Below are 16,934 nucleotides of genomic sequence, written 5' to 3'. Positions count from 1 at the left end.
CATAACTTTAGCTGAAAAAAGAATAACATACCTATTGCGGCTTGGATAATTGTGCTTTATCACTACAATCACTCTGACCGATTAACGGCAGCCGTTCGGGTTGTGGCACAATAGCGTAAGTTTCATCGGGCCACATGGCCCGTGCGTTATCATGATGATAGCGCATCCTCTGAAGGTTCTGGAGAGTCACATGCAGCTTAAACGGGTAGCAGAAGCCAAACTGCCCACGCCATGGGGAGATTTCCTGATGGTTGGTTTTGAAGAACTGGCAACCGGCCACGACCATGTCGCGCTGGTTTATGGTGATATTAGCGATCACAATCCGGTGCTGGCACGCGTCCATTCCGAATGTTTAACTGGCGATGCCCTGTTCAGCTTGCGCTGTGACTGCGGCTTCCAGCTGGAAGCGGCGTTAACCGCGATTGCGGAAGAAGGCCGTGGCATCCTGATGTATCACCGTCAGGAAGGACGCAACATCGGTTTGCTGAATAAAATCCGTGCTTATGCGTTGCAGGATAAAGGTTACGACACTGTCGAAGCCAACCATCAGCTCGGTTTTGCCGCTGATGAGCGTGACTTCACGCTGTGTGCGGATATGTTCAAACTGTTGGGCGTCAATGAAGTGCGCTTGCTGACGAACAATCCGCGCAAAGTTGAGATCCTGACCGAAGCCGGTATCAATATCGTTGAACGCGTGCCGCTGGTTGTCGGGCGTAACCCGAAAAACGCGCACTATCTCGATACGAAAGCCGAGAAAATGGGTCATTTGCTGCCGAAGTCTTAAGCGGATTTTAAAGCAGATAAAAAAGCCGGGAATTCCCGGCTTTTTCTTTTAGTTCAGCATATTGCGTATCACGTAATGCAAAATACCATCGTTCTGGTAGTAGGTTAGTTCGTTACCCGTATCGATACGGCAGCGCGTTTCCAGCGTCTCTTTGCTGCCATCCACGCGCGTCAGCGTCACGTTTACAGTGCCACCCGGTTTAAGCTGCGACAGGTTCGCCACATCAATAAACTCTTCACCGGTGAGCTGCAGCGTTTTACGCGTCACGCCAGCCGGAAACTCGAGCGGCAAAATCCCCATACCAATCAGATTAGAGCGGTGAATACGCTCAAAGGATTCGGAAATAACCACGCGCACACCTTGTAAGCGCGGCCCTTTCGCTGCCCAGTCACGACTGGAGCCGGAACCGTACTCTTTACCGGCAATCACCGCTAATGGCACGCCTTCCTGCTGATACTTCATCGCCGCATCGTAAATCGCCAGCTGTTCGTTAGTGGGGAAGTGTTTGGTATAACCGCCCTCCACGCCCGGCACCATTTCGTTGCGAATACGGATATTGGCGAAAGTGCCGCGCATCATCACTTCGTGGTTACCACGACGCGAACCGTAAGAGTTGAAATCGGTGCGCTCAACGCCATGCGACAGTAAGTAGCGTCCGGCTGGACTTTCCGCTTTGATGCTACCCGCCGGAGAAATGTGGTCGGTGGTGACGGAATCACCCAGCATCGCCAGAATGCGCGCGCCTTTGATGTCCTGCACCGGCTTCGGCGTTTTCTCCATACCATCAAAGAATGGCGACAGGCGAATATAAGTAGAATCGCCATCCCAATCATAAGTTGCCGCTTCGCTGACTTTGATCTGCTGCCACTCCGGCGTGCCGTCAAATACCTCGGCATACTCTTTGTGGAACATATCGCTGGTCACTTTCTGCACCGCTTCCGAAATCTCTTCCGGCGACGGCCAGATATCCTTGAGGAAGACATCATTGCCCTGTCGATCCTGACCGATCGGATCAGATTGCAGATTGATCTTCATGTTACCCGCTAAAGCATAAGCCACCACCAACGGCGGCGAAGCCAGCCAGTTGGTTTTAATCAGCGGATGAATGCGGCCCTCAAAGTTACGGTTACCCGAAAGCACGGCAGCAACCGTGAGATCGCCCTCTTTAATCGCGCTTTCTATCGCATCAGGTAACGGACCGGAGTTGCCGATACAAGTGGTACAACCGTAACCGACCAAATTGAACCCTAATTCGTCCAGATAAGGCGTAAGTTGGGCCACAGCAAGATAATCAGAAACCACTTTAGAACCTGGCGCCAGCGAGGCTTTAACCCACGGCTTGCGCATCAGACCGCGCTCAACGGCTTTCCTCGCCAGCAAACCGGCGGCCATTAGCACGCTAGGATTCGAGGTGTTAGTACAAGAGGTAATCGCCGAGATCACTACCGCACCGTCATCCAGCTGATAGCTTTCTCCGGTTTCACTATCGCGATAGCTGACCGTTTTATGCGGTTTTTGCGCCTGATTAACTTCCAGTTCATTACTGGCATCAAAGGCTGTAGGAACATCGCCCAGCGATACGCGATCCTGCGGGCGTTTTGGTCCGGCAAGGCTGGATTCAACATCACCCATGTCCAGCGCTAAAGAGCTGGTGAACACCGGTTCATCGCCCGCATTGCGCCACATACCTTGTTGCTTAGCATAGGCCTCAACCAGTTCAACCTGCTCAGCATCGCGGCCGGTTAGCGTCATGTAGCTTAAGGTAACATCATCAACCGGGAAGAAGCCGCAGGTCGCACCATATTCCGGTGCCATGTTGGCGATGGTGGCGCGGTCGGCCAGCGGCAAGTCCGCTAAACCATCACCGTAAAATTCAACGAATTTACCCACAACGCCGTGTTTACGCAGCATTTGGGTGACGGTTAACACTAAATCCGTTGCGGTAATACCGGGACGCAGTTTACCGGTGAGTTTGAAACCGACTACGTCAGGAATCAGCATCGAAACCGGCTGGCCAAGCATCGCCGCTTCAGCCTCAATTCCGCCGACACCCCAACCCAATACGCCGAGCGCATTGATCATGGTAGTGTGCGAATCGGTGCCCACCAGCGTATCGGGATAAGCAATCTCTTGCCCATTCAGCGTCTCATGCCAGACAGATTTACCGAGATATTCCAGATTGACCTGATGACAAATCCCGGTGCCCGGCGGCACTACGCGGAATCGATTGAAAGCTTTTTGCCCCCAGCGCAGGAAGACGTAGCGCTCATGGTTGCGCTCCATTTCCAGATGCACATTTTCACCAAAGGCTTTGTCATCACCGAAATGGTCCACGGTTACAGAGTGGTCGATGACCAGATCTACCGGGGATAAAGGATTGACTTTGGCGACATCGCCGCCGAGGCGTTTCACCGCTTCGCGCATGGCGGCTAAATCCACCACCGCCGGCACGCCGGTAAAATCTTGCATTAATACACGCGCTGGACGATAGGCAATCTCACGATCGGCGTGAGCATCTTTTTGCCAGGCGACCAGCGCTTCAATATCTTCCAGCGTGACAGAATCACCATCCTGCCAGCGCAATAGGTTTTCCAGCAGGACTTTCATCGACTTGGGCAAGCGATCAATATTGCCCAACTGCTGAGCTGCTTTGGGCAAGCTGTAGTAATGATATTTTTTTGCCCGAACATCCAGCGTGTCCTGACTCTGCTCGCGTAACGTTAACGACATAGCGCCTCCATGTAAGTGAATCTCTTTTTAAACCTCAGTGACTGCAAGGTTTAACTTAAAGATAGACCACATTACCGTTAACGTTTTGATAACAACACGAATTGACACATTAAAGCACAATGAAAAATGCCCCGACGTTTGTCAGGGCATTTATATAATTCAGTTTAATTTGAGTTAGAGCTTAAATCATCGCCCAAAAGGCGGCAGCCCAAAAAGCCAGGGAAAAGGTATATACGCTCACCCAGGATAATGTCGTTGTATTGATGTTCATAATTCACTCCCTCCCGGATTCCGGGCAAAAAAAGTCCACCGTCTTCAGCGTTGTACTGATGACACCGTTTTTTTAATGCTGAGTGTTAAAGGACGGGCTTTTAACTTGCCCACCGGATAATCCGGCAAAAAGAGGGACTAAATGTCTAAATATGGAACAGAACGCATACCGCGTTATTTGGACTTCATATCCATGAAGGATTCAATAAAGTTGCGCTGATTCTCACTGAGTTCCCACGAAACAGGAATGGTCACTTGTGGTTCAGTGGATACAACGTCTTTCACTTTGCACGCAGGCGTTTGCGGCTGACGCGCAGAAACCGGATGCTTACGACTGAGTGTATTTGCCCACATGGCTTAACCCCACATACGCCAAATCATTAACGCCACCACTACCCAGAACAGTGCTGAAGCAGCGAAGACAGTCATCCAAGCTTTGCGACGGGTGTTGCCAGTACGCTCAACTTTGGTGCTTTTAGTCCGGAAGCCCGGCTGTACAGTTATTCTCGTATTCATAGTTTTTGATAATCACTCTCAATAAAACGATTGATGACAACGATTAAGATTTAGGACGAATCCTAAACTTGTTAAGACCGAAAATCCAGTTATTTTTATTGAGCACAACGATTAACGCTATTTATCAAAACACAAAAGATTGATGAGATAAATTTAATTGCCAACATAACTATTAATTAAATCGTTACATTGTAAATTTGGGTTAACAGCAAATTAGATCCAATCTAAATTTGAGTTTAATTTACCAACCCAGTAAAAAAGCCCTTCTCCATCAACTCTTAACTAGAGTATGGGAATATTCCTGGCGAGCTGCAAAGTAGCATCGTAAAAATTGTGTACTGATTCGCATTTAATAGATAACAATGAAAAAACATGTGACCCATGTTTCATTTACATAAAAATAATGATTTTTTTTGAAGTACTCGTGGCGCTAAGCGCTAAGGGATTCCGAAGGTGCCCACTGGACACCTTGGCAAAAGAATGAGTTAGGAATTTACTTGAAGGGTAATTTGATGTCGCGGAACATGGCTTCAATGTCTTCATTGGAGCGCAGTGCGACCGCCGCATCCACCACATCACGCGTGAGGTGCGGTGCAAAACGTTGAATAAAATCATACATATAACTGCGCAGGAAGGTGCTACGTCTAAAGCCAATCTTGGTCGTACTATTCGTAAAGATTTCTGATGCTTCAATACGCACCAAATCGGGGTCTGCAATCGGGTCCACCGCCATGCTGGCAATCACGCCAACGCCCAAGCCTAAACGCACATAGGTCTTAATTACGTCAGCATCTGTCGCAGTAAAGACGATGCGTGGTGTTAATCCTGCGCGATTGAACGCGGTATCCAGCTCTGAACGGCCGGTAAAGCCGAAGGTGTAAGTCACTAACGGGAAATCCGCCAGCTCTTCGATTGTCACATTCGATTTACCTGCCAGCGGATGGTCGGGCGTCACGACGATGGCGCGATTCCAGTGATAGCACGGCAGCATGATCAAATCGTCATACAGATGCAGCGCTTCGGTGGCAATGGCAAAGTCGGCATTACCCTTTGAAACCGCCTCAGCTATTTGCGTAGGCGATCCTTGATGCATATGCAGAGAGACGCGTGGGTAGCGCTCAATAAAGCCTTTAATCACGCCAGGCAGCGCATAACGCGCTTGCGTGTGCGTGGTCGCTACATATAACGAACCTTTATCCGGCCAGGTATGTTCACCGGCAACCGATTTAATCGCGTCAACTTTAGACAGCACTTCGCGCGCAATACGAATAATCTCTTCGCCTGCAGGCGTTACTTGCGTCAGATGCTTACCACTGCGCGCAAATATCTGCACGCCCAACTCATCTTCTAACATACGGACTTGCTTACTGATGCCCGGCTGCGAGGTATATAAGCCTTCGGCGGTCGATGAGACATTAAGATTGTGATTAACCACTTCGACGATGTAACGCAACTGCTGCAATTTCATAGTTATATCTTCCTGGTAGCGACAGAGGTGCATTCCCGGCAGGCGTGTTTCCGCCTTGATTGCGGTGAGGGAGGGAAAGCGAGTCAGCGAAACGAAAAGAGTTCTATAACTACTATATCAGTTAAAGGAAGAATGTAGAACGATTAGCTATAAGGATAAGAGAAAGGCCAGCGGATGCTGGCCTTGTGGGGAATTACTTCTTCGCTTCCTGCCATTTGCCGTCAATATAGAACATTGACCAGCCAGTGGCTTTGCCATCCTTTTCGGAAGAGACATATTGCTGTTTAGTCTTGCGACTGAAACGCACCATCGTCTTATTCCCATCCGGATCGGCGGCTGGCGCTTCTGACAGATATTTCAGCTTCTCTGGCAGACGGTCGGCAAAGCGTTGCAGCTCTTCCACCAGCGGCGCGCGCGTTTCACGTGATTTCGGGAAGGTATTCGCGGCAAGGAATACGCCCGCTGCGCCATCACGCAACACAAAGTAAGCATCCGATTTTTCACACTGCAGTTCTGGCAGCGGCACCGGATCTTCTTTTGGCGGTGCGACATCACCGTTACGCAGAATCTTACGGGTATTTTTGCACTCGTCGTTGGTACAGGCCATGTACTTACCGAAGCGACCCATTTTCAGGTGCATCTCAGAACCACATTTCTCGCACTCAACAATCGGACCATCGTAGCCCTTGATGCGGAATTCGCCCTGCTCGATCTCGTAGCCGTCGCACTCTGGGTTATTACCGCAGACGTGCAGCTTGCGCTGGTTATCGATCAGATAGCTGTCCATCGCGGTGCCACACTTCTGGCAACGACGACGGGCGCGCAGCGCGTTGGTTTCAGCATCATCGCCTTCCAGCACGTTGAGCACTTCATTTTCCGGGATCAGGTTGATGGTCTGCTTGCAGCGCTCTTTAGGCGGCAACGCATAACCCGAGCAACCAAGGAACACGCCGGTACTGGCGGTGCGAATTCCCATCGGACGGCTACAGGTTGGGCAGTCAATCGACGTCAACACCATCTGGTTCGGCTGCATACCGCCCTCTTCCGGATCTTTCTCAGCGTCATCTAACTGCTGGCTGAAATCACTGAAGAAGGAATCGAGCACCGCTTTCCATTCGGCTTCATTATTCGCCACCTGATCGAGGCTATTTTCCATGCGCGCGGTGAAGTCATAGTTCATCAGCTCGCGGAAGTTAGACTCCAGACGGTCGGTAACAATTTCACCCATTTTTTCAGCGTAGAAACGGCGGTTCTCAACACGCACGTAACCACGATCCTGAATGGTAGAGATAATCGAGGCGTAAGTTGATGGACGACCAATGCCGCGTTTTTCCAGCTCACGGACCAGCGACGCTTCGCTGAAGCGCGCTGGCGGTTTGGTGAAGTGCTGGCTTGGCATCAGCTCTTTAAGATCCAGCATGTCGCCAACATCCACCGGCGGCAGCGTCAGATCCTCATCATTTTTACGCAGCGCAGGCATCACACGCGTCCAGCCATCGAAACGCAGCGTACGACCTTTGGCTTTCAATTTGAATTCAGCCGCGCCCACGGTCAACGTAGTAGAGTCGTACTGAGCCGGTACCATCTGGCAGGCAACGAACTGGCGCCAAATCAGCTGATAAAGTTTCTGCGCGTCAGCTTCCATATCTTTCAGCTGCTCAGCGACGATATTCACATCAGAAGGACGAATCGCTTCATGCGCTTCCTGTGAATTCTCTTTGCTGGCATAGGTATTCGGCGCTTCTGGCAGGTACTTTTTACCGAAGCTGCTCTCAACATAGCCACGCGCCATCGCCACGGCATCCTGGCTCAGATTGGTGGAGTCGGTACGCATATAAGTGATGTGGCCCGCTTCATACAAGCGCTGCGCCATCATCATGGTCTTCTTCACGCCAAAGCCCAGACGCGTACTCGCCGCCTGTTGCAGCGTTGAGGTAATAAAAGGTGCAGAAGGCTTGCTGCTGGTCGGTTTGTCTTCACGATCCAGCACTTCATAACGCGCTTTCTGCAAAATCGCCACCGCCGCGTGAGTTTGCTCACGATTAACCGGACGGAACGCTTTGTCATTCTGATGCGTAACCTGCATAGCCAGATCGGCGCCTTTCGGCGTGGCGAAATCAGCATCGATTTCCCAATACTCTTCTGGCACAAAGGCTTTGATTTCGTGCTCGCGCTCAACCACCAAACGCACAGCAACCGACTGAACGCGACCGGCTGACAGGCCGCGAGCAATTTTCTTCCACAGCAGTGGCGATACCATGTAACCCACCACGCGATCCATAAAGCGGCGCGCTTGCTGTGCGTTGACACGTTCAATATTGAGCTCGCCCGGCTTGTCGAACGCCTGACGAATCGCATTCTTGGTAATTTCGTTAAACACCACGCGGCTAAAGCGCTTATCGTCCCCACCGATCACTTCCCGCAGGTGCCAGGCAATGGCTTCCCCTTCGCGGTCAAGGTCGGTTGCGAGATAGATGTGGTCTGCATCGGCAGCCAGGTTTTTCAACTCAGCGACAACTTTCTCTTTGCCCGGCAGAATTTGATAATCCGCTTCCCAACCATGCCAGGGATCAACGCCCATGCGGTTTACGAGTACGGCTTTCTCATCCTTTTTTACCTTTTTTCCAGGTTTCGCTTTTTCCCCGTCGGCACTTTTACGGGCAGTTGAACCGCTGGTCGGCAAATCACGGATATGACCGACACTGGATTTCACCACGTAGTCATTACCGAGGTATTTATTGATTGTTTTGGCCTTTGCCGGGGACTCAACGATTACGAGTGATTTACCCATATGTACCTTTACCTAAATGAAACGTCCTGATAAACGGGAGAGAATTGGAGGTCCCAAAACCCAATGGGTTCAATATTGCTGCCAGCATTTCGCATTTCAAGGCAGCAGGGATAATCTCAGGTCAGATTGCGTCGACTTCTGCAACTTTATGATTAGGAGCGAGTTTTCCATCTGACAGAACCACACATCCGGGTGTGATCTCCCTGAAAGCTGAATCGCCCACACTCTACCTGATAAAATCCGTTACGCAACTTAATTAGCATTCTGCCTAATTTTGCGCCAGTTTTTACGACGCCATGCTGATTTGCTGAACGCGATAGCTCGCAAGTAATATAGAAGGAGAAAAATGGCTGTCAAAAAAGAGGTGAAAAATGTCAGTGCCAACGGAATCTATTTCACGCCACACGTTACTGGAAATAGCCAATCAGATAATCACGCAGCACGACAATTATTTTGTCGGATTAGAAGCTAATGATGTGATTCAGCAAGGTGATGTTTTGGTGTTTCGCGGTCCCTATTTTCTTGATGATCAAGGCTTGCCTACGGCCAAAACCACCACGGTATTTAATGTGTTTAAACACCTCGCAGTCGAACTCTCCTCTCAATATCATCTGGCATAAAAAAGCCCGGCAATTGCCGGGCTCGGTTACAACAGCGGCTTCTCGCCGCGCTGCCATATTTTCAGAATCAACCGCTCTGCCGCCAGACTAGCGCTGTTAGTGAAGCGATCCATCATTTTACGCTTACGTGCGTAGTGCACGCCTAACACGGTGAAGCGATCCATATGCTTAATAATCAACGCATCGCTGGTGCCGATTTCATCGATCAGGCCTAAACCCAGCGCCTGACGGCCATACCAATGCTCGCCGGTCGCCACTTTACTGAGATCGAGCGACGGACGCATCTGCTGCACGAAATCCTTAAACAGCTGATGGGTTTCATTGAGATCTTCCTGGAATTTCTCGCGCCCTTCGTCGGTGTTTTCACCAAACAGCGTTAAGGTACGTTTGTATTGACCGGCGGTATGCAGCTCGACGTCAATATCGTTACGCTTTAACAGACGATTGAAGTTAGGGATCTGCGCGACCACGCCAATAGAACCAATAATAGAAAACGGTGCGGCGACGATGCGATCCGCTACGCAAGCCATCATGTAACCGCCGCTGGCAGCGATTTTATCCACTACGGCTGTCAATTGCAGGCCGGCATCACGCAGACGTTGCAGCTGCGAAGCCGCCAAACCGTAGCCGTGTACCACGCCGCCTGGGCTTTCCAGACGCAGCAGCACTTCATCACCCGGCAGCGCAACCGCCAGCACCGCGGAGATCTCTTCTCGCAATGAAGTGACTTCACTCGCGTCCATGCTGCCTTTGAACTCCAGCACATACAGCGTTGGCTTCAGCGTCTCGCTCACGCCCGCTTTGGCATTGCGTTTATCGGCTTTCGCCTTTTGCTTCTCTTCTTTCTTATGCTGCTTGAGCCACACTTTTTGCGCCTGCGGCTTCATTTTGGCGAGCTGCAGATCTTCCTTCATCTCACGATAATCATCATCAAGATGCGTCAAACGCAGCTGGCCGCTGCTGTGACGTTTACGCAGCGCGGCATTAAGCACAATCAGAACAATAGCTGCGATCGCCACCACCACGGTGACGGCCTTAGCCAGAAATAATCCGTAACTGGAGAAAAAATCCATTCTGCCGCCTTATTAAACAGTAAATTACAACAGCTTCAAGTTTACCCGCTTTACGCGCTGTCGTCGCCTGAAATGCCCGCAGGCGGCACAGAATGCGAGGCTAAGCGATTGCACCGCGCGGCAAATTCAGGCATAAAGCCAAAAACCTCCTGACCCGAGCAAAGGACATCGCTGTGCATTATCAACCGAAAAGCGATCTGCTGGAAAATCGCATCATTCTCGTCACCGGCGCTTCCGACGGCATTGGCCGTGAAGCAGCGCTGACCTATGCGCGCTACGGCGCGCGCGTCATCCTGTTGGGACGCAACGCCGACACGCTGCAGAAAACTGAGCAAGCCATCAACCAGTTAAACCAGCAGCCTGCGTCTTCTTTATTACTGGATCTGGCTCAAGCCACGCCAGAAAGTTGCCAGCAGCTGGCCGACCAGGTCGCTGCGCTGGTGCCGCGTCTGGATGGGGTGCTGCACAATGCCGGCATTCTGGGCGAGATTGTGCCGCTGGAAGAACTCGATCCGCAGATCTGGCGTAACGTGATGCAGATTAACCTTGATGCCACCTTCTATTTAACCCAGGCATTACTGCCGCTGCTGCTGCAATCGGATGCCGGATCGCTGGTATTTACCACCTCCAGCGTGGGCCGCACCGGACGTGCCGGCTGGGGCGCGTACGCGGTTTCGAAGTTTGCCACTGAAGGCATGATGCAGGTACTGGCAGACGAGTATAAAAACCGTCATCTGCGGGTGAACTGCATCAATCCAGGCGGCACGCGCACCAAAATGCGCGCCAGCGCCTTCCCGGAAGAGGATGCCAATTTACTGAAAACCCCGGCTGACTTGATGCCGCTCTACCTCTATTTAATGGGCGATGACAGTCGTCGTAAAACCGGCACCAGCTTCGATGCGCAGCCGGGACGTAAAGCGGGGCCGGCAACCGCATGAGCGATCGCCATCAGCAACGTCAGCAACGCCTTAAAGAGCAGGTCGATGCCCGTATCGCCGCCGCCACCGAGACGCGCGGCATTTTGATGGTGTTCACCGGTAACGGCAAAGGCAAAACCACCGCCGCTTTCGGCACCGCGTTGCGCGCCTGTGGGCACGGCAAAAAAGTGGCGGCGGTTCAGTTTATTAAAGGCGAATGGCCAAACGGCGAACGCAACTTGCTGGAGCAGCACGGCGTCGAATTTCAGGTGATGTCCACGGGATTTACCTGGGATACGCAGAACCGCGAGACCGATACCGCCGCCTGTCAGTTAGTGTGGCAGCAGGCGCGTCGCATGTTGGCCGATGACAGCGTCGATCTGGTGATTCTGGATGAAATCACTTACATGGTGAGCATGGATTATCTGGATTTAAATGAGTTGGTCGATGTGCTGAACCAGCGCCCTGCACAGCAAAGCGTGATCATTACTGGTCGCGGCTGTCATCGTACGTTACTGGATTTGGCGGATACCGTGACGGAAATGCGTCCGGTGAAGCATGCGTTCGATGCGGGAATTCAAGCACAGCAAGGAATAGACTGGTAAAACGCTGACGCCGCAAATTACGGCGTCAGGTTTCGCATCAGGAACCGCGTTTGGTGTTATTACGACGCGGATTGTTGCTCACCACACCGTGACGTTTTACCGCTCGACGGATTTGGTTAGCCTTGGTGCGACGACGATCCTTTTCGACGGCCACTTTAGTGACCGTCTCTTCCGGCATACTGACCAACGTACGCAGATAGTTGACCGCCGGTAATTCCATCTCGATCCAGCCGCCGCGTGGCAAGCCTTTCGGCAACTGGATATCACCATAACGCACACGCATCAGTCGGCTAACCTGCACGCCGACCGCTTCCCACAGACGACGCACTTCGCGGTTACGTCCTTCAGTCAGCGTCACGTTGTACCATTGGTTAATGCCTTCGCCACCGGCAAACTTAATGGTTTTGAACGATGCCGGGCCATCTTCCAGCTGCACGCCTTTGCTCAGCTGACGGATTTTATCGTCATCCACTTCGCCAAACACGCGAACCGCATATTCACGCTCAACTTCACGGCTTGGGTGCATTAAACGGTTAGCCAGTTCACCATCGGTGGTGAACAGCATCAAACCACAGGTATTCACATCCAGACGACCAACGGCAATCCAGCGTGAACCACGCAGACGCGGCAGACGATCAAACACGGTTGGACGCCCTTCCGGATCGTTACGCGTGCAGAGCTCACCTTCCGGTTTGTAGTACGCCAGTACGCGGCACACTTCGGTCGCCGACTCAGCGATGGACACCAGATGGCCATCAATACGAATTTTCAGGGATTTATCACTTTCAACACGATCGCCAAGCGTCGCCAGTTTGCCGTCAACGCTGACGCGTCCGGCTGAAATCATGGTTTCGATTTCGCGACGCGAACCGTGACCGGCGCGCGCTAATACTTTCTGTAATTTTTCGCTCATAGAGCCTCGTTGTCGCCTTCCCAGGCGTCGTGGTAAGAAGAGGTACGATACAGGGATTACCATTTCCCATATCAGAATCTGTTACCGCTCTGCATCGCTGATGCAATCTCAGACGGCCCGTGATTTTACACTAACGCAAGTTTTGTTAACACCTTTTCCTTTGCTGCCGATAACAGAGGGTCCGTTAAAAACGGCTTAATTAGCACCATAGCAATAAACATTCAGCTGACTGATAGATCGATCTCATTTTCGTCATCAGCATCCACGCCAAGTTACTGAAATATTGTCATTTGCCACTTACCGTTCCCGCCTGAATCTGTACCCGACATAAGCCACCTGATACATTAGCGCTTCGCGAGACTGCCAGGGCAGTATTGCGCGCCACGCTTAAGGATAATCACAAACTTTAAATCTAGTTAAAAACCACGAAACAGCATAAAACGCTATTTAATGGCGTTAAATAAGCCCTTTTCCGGCAATAAATATAAATTGATAGTTTATTGGCACTACAGGTTGGATTAAGTCTGTATTTTTGTATTTTTTGATTAATATTAAATTTGCTGAATTGTTCTGAAGAAAAAACTGTGTAAAATTTAAGCCTGAAATCCAGTGAGTCGTCATAATAACATAGCTTTCACTTACTATTTATATTCGTTCAACTAACAAACCATTAACGAACACTGTGTAATTTCACTGATATTATAAACCGGCGCGCGCGGGATTTGACGCGTTTATTCATTTACGGAATGAATTTAATTTGCATGTCGAAAGTCTTCACCAGGGATTTTACGGACATGCTTTAATGAAGATCACTGCCATGAAAACCTCTCTGCTTTGGCCTGCGCTTGCTGCGCTGGCACTGAGCGGTTGTTCCGTGGGCCACACTGAGTACAGTCGTACTGCGATGCAACACGTTGATATGAGCGTGACAGGCATCCCGACTGTGCTGGGTTTGGGCATCCTCGGCACAACCATTCCTTTGACGCCAGAATACAGCCTGACGGCGGCGCACGTGGCAAAAACCGCCGTGCAGCGCGTGAAGGCTTATCATCCCTATTGCGACGTCGCGATTATTTATCATAAGAATAGCCCAGAAACGCTGGCTAAATTCCGCAGCGGTTCGATTGGTGAACCGATTAAAATGTACGGTTACAGCTTTATTTCCGCTATGCCGGTTGAATCGAGCGGCGTTAATTTAGCGCGCACCGCAATTACCAATAAATGGAATAAGAAGCCCTGCATGGCGATGGCATCAAATGCTGGCGTTGTGCAAGGAATGTCAGGTGGGGCGGTATATAATGCTGACCAAACTATTGGCGGCGTGATTGTTGGATACAGCCATGAAATATCTAACGTGCGCAGCAAGAAAGTCATCTTAAAAGATGTCTCGCTGTATATTCCGTACGGGGATTTCAAAAACTGGCTGGAATCCAATATTGGTCAGACGCAGAACGCCACGCCTGACCATGCATAATTATTCGAACGGGCGCGTGTCACCGACGCCTTCGCGCACCACCACTGGCGCATCGCTGGTGAGGTCGATCACCGTGGTTGGCTGCTGTCCCAGCGTACCGCCATCGATGATCAGATCCACCAGCTTGCCAATGCTGTACTGAATCTCTTCCGGATCGGACTCGGTAAAATCGTTGCCCGGCAACATCAGCGAGGTCGACATCATCGGTTCGTTGAGGCGCTCCAGTATTGCCAGCGCTACCGGATTGGACGGCACGCGCAGACCGATGGTTTTACGTTTGTCATTCATCAGACGACGCGGCACTTCTTTCGTCGCCTTTAAGATGAAGGTGTAATTGCCCGGCGTGTTATTTTTCAGGATGCGAAACGCGGAGTTATCCACCTGCGCGTAAGTCGACAGCTCCGACAAATCGCGGCACATCAACGTGAAGTTGTGATTGCCATCCAATTGGCGAATACGACAAATGCGCTCCATGGCATTTTTCTCTTCCAAACGGCAACCCAGCGCATAGCCAGAATCGGTTGGATATACAATCACGCTGCCTTTATTCAAATAATCAACGGCCTGATTCACCAGGCGCGGCTGCGGATTATCGGGATGAATGTGAAAATATTGACTCATAAAAACCTCATATCACCTGTCTGCAACAGCAATGCTGGGCGCCAACTCGGGGAAGCGTTCCCAAACCGGCTCCACGCCGCCCGGTAACCATAACTTGCGTCCCAGTTCTATCCACGGACAAGGTTGGTGGAAATCTGATCCCTGCGACCCGGCTAACTGATGGTCACGCGCATAGGTTGCCAGCTGCGTGCGCTCGTTTGGCGCTTGCTGACACTGCGCGACTTCCATGGCATCGCCGCCCACGTCGGCAAAATGCGCAATCAGCCGCTTTAACCATTTGGCCGACAAACCATAACGACCGGGATGCGCCAAAACGGCATAGCCGCCAGAATGATGAATAGCATCAATGGCTTGTTTAATTGTACACCATTGCGGAGGCACGTAGCCGGTTTTCCCGCGCGCCAGATAATTCTTGAACACCTGCGCCATATTATCGGCTTTGCCAATCTCCACCAGATAACGCGCAAAATGGCCACGCGTAATCAGGCCGCCTTGCGCCAGACGCTGGGCTCCGGCCAGCGCATCAGGAATGCGCGCACGCTCAAGGCGTTCGGCAATCTGCTGCGCGCGATCTACACGTGTCTGATGCTGCTGCGCGAGGAATTCAGTCAGTGCGGGATGCTGGCAATCAACATTCAGCCCCACAATGTGGATTTCGTGGTTTTCCCATAAAGTTGACGCCTCTAAACCGGCCAATATGCGGATCGGCAGATCCTGTTGTACCACTGCCGCCTGCGCTTCTGCCACGCCCGCCACCGTGTCGTGATCGGTGATCGCCAGCACGCCGACTTTCATCTCAACCGCACGCTGTACCAGCGCGGTCGGCGTTAATAAGCCGTCAGAAGCCAGCGTATGGCTGTGTAAATCATAAAGGGGAAAACGAGCGATGTCCGACAAGATAACTCCAGCAACTGCATAAACCGGCAGGCATGATAACGATTTTGTCCCTGGCTGAAAAAGGGTATTGACATTTTTCGCCCGAACCAGTTAACTAGTACACAAGTTCACACGTAATGGGTATTTAATCATGACTATTTTCGGTACGCTTTTAAATGGTTGGTGGCGCGAAGATCCCTTTATCGGGCGACATCGTCGTGCACAACTCGCGTAACCGCAGTGCAGATTGATACCTAAGCCCGCCACCGAGCGGGCTTTTTTTTGAGCGAAATTCAGAGAATCCATTATGGCTATTGCGAAACCTACATTGAAGTTGATAACCGGTACCGCGCCCTACCGCGAAGATCCGGCCGCAGTGTTTCATCAGTTATGCGGCGCACGTCCAGCAACTCTGCTGCTTGAATCCGCTGATATCGACAGCAAACAAAACCTGAAAAGCCTGTTAATCGTCGATAGCGCGCTGCGCGTCAGCGCGTTGGGCAACATCGTCACCATCAAAGCGCTGTCGGAAAATGGTCGCGCCATCTTGCCGCTGCTGGACGAAGCGCTGCCGCCTGAAGTGCGCATCGATGTGCGCCCTGATGGCCGCGAGCTGCATTTCACTCAGCCGCAAGGTATGCAGGACGAAGATTCCCGCCTGAAAGCCCTTTCGGTTTTTGATGCGCTGCGCCTGATTCCGCAACTGGTAAACAGCCCGGAAGAGGAGCGCGAAGCGATGTTGCTCGGCGGTTTGTTTGCCTACGACCTGGTGGCGGGTTTCGAAGATCTGCCGGAACTGCGTAACGAACAGCGTTGCCCGGATTACTGCTTCTATCTGGCCGAAACCTTATTAGTGATCGACCACCAGCAACGCACGGCGCGTCTGCAGGCCAGCTTGTTCAGCCCATCGACCAGCGAGTTTCAGCGCCTGCAAGGCCGCATTGAACAACTACGCGGCCAGATGACGCAAGCTGCGCCAGTATTGCCGGTTCAGCGCGTCGAGCAAATGACGCTGAGCACCAGTCAAAGCGACGAAGAGTATTGCAACGTGGTGCGTGAAATGCAGGAAGCAATTCGCATCGGCGAAATCTTCCAGGTGGTCCCTTCACGTCGCTTCTCGCTGCCGTGCCCTTCTCCGCTGGCCGCTTATGACACGCTGAAAAACAGCAATCCAAGCCCTTACATGTTCTTTATGCAGGATCAGGATTTCGCGCTGTTTGGCGCCTCGCCAGAAAGCTCACTGAAATATGACGCAACCTCGCGCCAGATTGAGATC

General features: G+C 51.5%; 15 protein-coding genes and 1 other annotated feature. Of the genes, 6 read left to right on the top strand and 9 right to left on the bottom strand.

Features of this window, described 5'->3' with window-relative positions; all coding sequences use genetic code 11:
* Positions 1-190 precede the first annotated feature (190 nt).
* A complete protein-coding gene (gene ribA / locus RTY00_RS06110) occupies positions 191-784 on the top strand; it encodes a GTP cyclohydrolase II (protein ID WP_008106521.1) in 594 nt (197 codons plus the stop codon).
* Between the two features lie 48 nt (positions 785-832).
* Here ribA and acnA read toward each other — a convergent pair whose 3' ends face one another.
* The 5 genes from acnA to topA all read right to left on the bottom strand — a co-directional run bounded on the left by acnA (position 833) and on the right by topA (position 8,559).
* The gene (gene acnA / locus RTY00_RS06105) at positions 833-3,514 is read right to left on the bottom strand and encodes an aconitate hydratase AcnA (protein ID WP_312663818.1); all 2,682 of its coding nucleotides are present in this window, start codon (positions 3,512-3,514) and stop codon (positions 833-835) included.
* A gap of 444 nt (positions 3,515-3,958) precedes the next feature.
* Entirely contained in the window at positions 3,959-4,138 is a 180-nt protein-coding gene (locus RTY00_RS06100; RefSeq protein WP_036648922.1) for a hypothetical protein, read from the bottom strand.
* A 3-nt stretch (positions 4,139-4,141) separates the two neighbouring features.
* The gene (locus RTY00_RS06095) at positions 4,142-4,300 is read right to left on the bottom strand and encodes a YmiA family putative membrane protein (protein ID WP_071531660.1); all 159 of its coding nucleotides are present in this window, start codon (positions 4,298-4,300) and stop codon (positions 4,142-4,144) included.
* A gap of 493 nt (positions 4,301-4,793) precedes the next feature.
* Positions 4,794-5,768 (bottom strand): HTH-type transcriptional regulator CysB, encoded by a 975-nt coding sequence (gene cysB / locus RTY00_RS06090; protein WP_007892425.1) that lies wholly within the window; start codon positions 5,766-5,768, stop codon positions 4,794-4,796.
* Between the two features lie 193 nt (positions 5,769-5,961).
* Positions 5,962-8,559: a type I DNA topoisomerase gene (topA, locus tag RTY00_RS06085; protein WP_312663817.1), complete on the bottom strand. Its 2,598-nt coding sequence runs from the start codon at positions 8,557-8,559 to the stop codon at positions 5,962-5,964.
* Positions 8,560-8,930: 371 nt separating this feature from the next.
* On the opposite strand from topA, the gene RTY00_RS06080 reads away from it, so the two are divergent.
* The gene (locus RTY00_RS06080) at positions 8,931-9,179 is read left to right on the top strand and encodes a DUF2498 family protein (protein ID WP_258143407.1); all 249 of its coding nucleotides are present in this window, start codon (positions 8,931-8,933) and stop codon (positions 9,177-9,179) included.
* A 26-nt stretch (positions 9,180-9,205) separates the two neighbouring features.
* On the opposite strand, the gene sohB is transcribed toward RTY00_RS06080, so the two are convergent.
* Positions 9,206-10,252, bottom strand: coding sequence for a protease SohB (gene sohB, locus RTY00_RS06075; protein ID WP_312663816.1), 1,047 nt, complete (start codon positions 10,250-10,252; stop codon positions 9,206-9,208).
* 173 nt (positions 10,253-10,425) lie between these two features.
* Between sohB and RTY00_RS06070 the strand changes: the two genes are divergently transcribed.
* Complete coding sequence (locus RTY00_RS06070; RefSeq protein WP_312663815.1) at positions 10,426-11,190, top strand: YciK family oxidoreductase; 765 nt, start codon at positions 10,426-10,428, stop codon at positions 11,188-11,190.
* A complete protein-coding gene (cobO, locus tag RTY00_RS06065; RefSeq protein ID WP_154156305.1) occupies positions 11,187-11,774 on the top strand; it encodes a cob(I)yrinic acid a,c-diamide adenosyltransferase in 588 nt (195 codons plus the stop codon). The genes RTY00_RS06070 and cobO overlap by 4 nt, the downstream gene beginning before the upstream one ends.
* Before the next feature lie 37 nt (positions 11,775-11,811).
* Here cobO and rluB read toward each other — a convergent pair whose 3' ends face one another.
* Positions 11,812-12,687, bottom strand: a complete 876-nt coding sequence (rluB, locus tag RTY00_RS06060) for a 23S rRNA pseudouridine(2605) synthase RluB (RefSeq protein ID WP_008106535.1) — start codon at positions 12,685-12,687, stop codon at positions 11,812-11,814.
* A gap of 817 nt (positions 12,688-13,504) precedes the next feature.
* Here rluB and RTY00_RS06055 point away from each other — a divergent pair.
* Positions 13,505-14,161, top strand: coding sequence for a serine protease (locus RTY00_RS06055; RefSeq protein WP_312663814.1), 657 nt, complete (start codon positions 13,505-13,507; stop codon positions 14,159-14,161).
* Here RTY00_RS06055 and RTY00_RS06050 read toward each other — a convergent pair whose 3' ends face one another.
* The gene (locus RTY00_RS06050; RefSeq protein WP_008106539.1) at positions 14,162-14,782 is read right to left on the bottom strand and encodes an L-threonylcarbamoyladenylate synthase; all 621 of its coding nucleotides are present in this window, start codon (positions 14,780-14,782) and stop codon (positions 14,162-14,164) included. It abuts the gene before it with no gap.
* Between the two features lie 12 nt (positions 14,783-14,794).
* On the bottom strand, positions 14,795-15,679 hold the full coding sequence (gene rnm / locus RTY00_RS06045; RefSeq protein ID WP_312663813.1) for an RNase RNM: 885 nt from the start codon (positions 15,677-15,679) through the stop codon (positions 14,795-14,797).
* 154 nt (positions 15,680-15,833) lie between these two features.
* Positions 15,834-15,942, top strand: a sequence feature (Trp leader region).
* Positions 15,943-15,965: 23 nt separating this feature from the next.
* On the opposite strand from rnm, the gene RTY00_RS06040 reads away from it, so the two are divergent.
* Positions 15,966-16,934, top strand: a 969-nt coding sequence (locus tag RTY00_RS06040) for a chorismate-binding protein (protein ID WP_312663812.1), incomplete at its 3' end; no start/stop codon positions are given.

It is taken from the genome of Pantoea sp. CTOTU49201, from assembly GCF_032054795.1.
GTDB classification, from domain to species: Bacteria; Pseudomonadota; Gammaproteobacteria; order Enterobacterales; family Enterobacteriaceae; genus Pantoea; species Pantoea symbiotica.
This window is presented reverse-complemented; position numbering and strand designations above follow the sequence as displayed.

Coding starts and splice junctions, on each gene's coding strand:
- ribA (WP_008106521.1), top strand. CDS start 191: ATGCAGCTTAAACGGGTAGCAGAAGCCAAACTGCCCACGCCATGGGGA.
- acnA (WP_312663818.1), bottom strand. CDS start 3,514: ATGTCGTTAACGTTACGCGAGCAGAGTCAGGACACGCTGGATGTTCGG.
- RTY00_RS06100 (WP_036648922.1), bottom strand. CDS start 4,138: ATGTGGGCAAATACACTCAGTCGTAAGCATCCGGTTTCTGCGCGTCAG.
- RTY00_RS06095 (WP_071531660.1), bottom strand. CDS start 4,300: ATGAATACGAGAATAACTGTACAGCCGGGCTTCCGGACTAAAAGCACC.
- cysB (WP_007892425.1), bottom strand. CDS start 5,768: ATGAAATTGCAGCAGTTGCGTTACATCGTCGAAGTGGTTAATCACAAT.
- topA (WP_312663817.1), bottom strand. CDS start 8,559: ATGGGTAAATCACTCGTAATCGTTGAGTCCCCGGCAAAGGCCAAAACA.
- RTY00_RS06080 (WP_258143407.1), top strand. CDS start 8,931: ATGTCAGTGCCAACGGAATCTATTTCACGCCACACGTTACTGGAAATA.
- sohB (WP_312663816.1), bottom strand. CDS start 10,252: ATGGATTTTTTCTCCAGTTACGGATTATTTCTGGCTAAGGCCGTCACC.
- cobO (WP_154156305.1), top strand. CDS start 11,187: ATGAGCGATCGCCATCAGCAACGTCAGCAACGCCTTAAAGAGCAGGTC.
- rluB (WP_008106535.1), bottom strand. CDS start 12,687: ATGAGCGAAAAATTACAGAAAGTATTAGCGCGCGCCGGTCACGGTTCG.
- RTY00_RS06055 (WP_312663814.1), top strand. CDS start 13,505: ATGAAAACCTCTCTGCTTTGGCCTGCGCTTGCTGCGCTGGCACTGAGC.
- RTY00_RS06050 (WP_008106539.1), bottom strand. CDS start 14,782: ATGAGTCAATATTTTCACATTCATCCCGATAATCCGCAGCCGCGCCTG.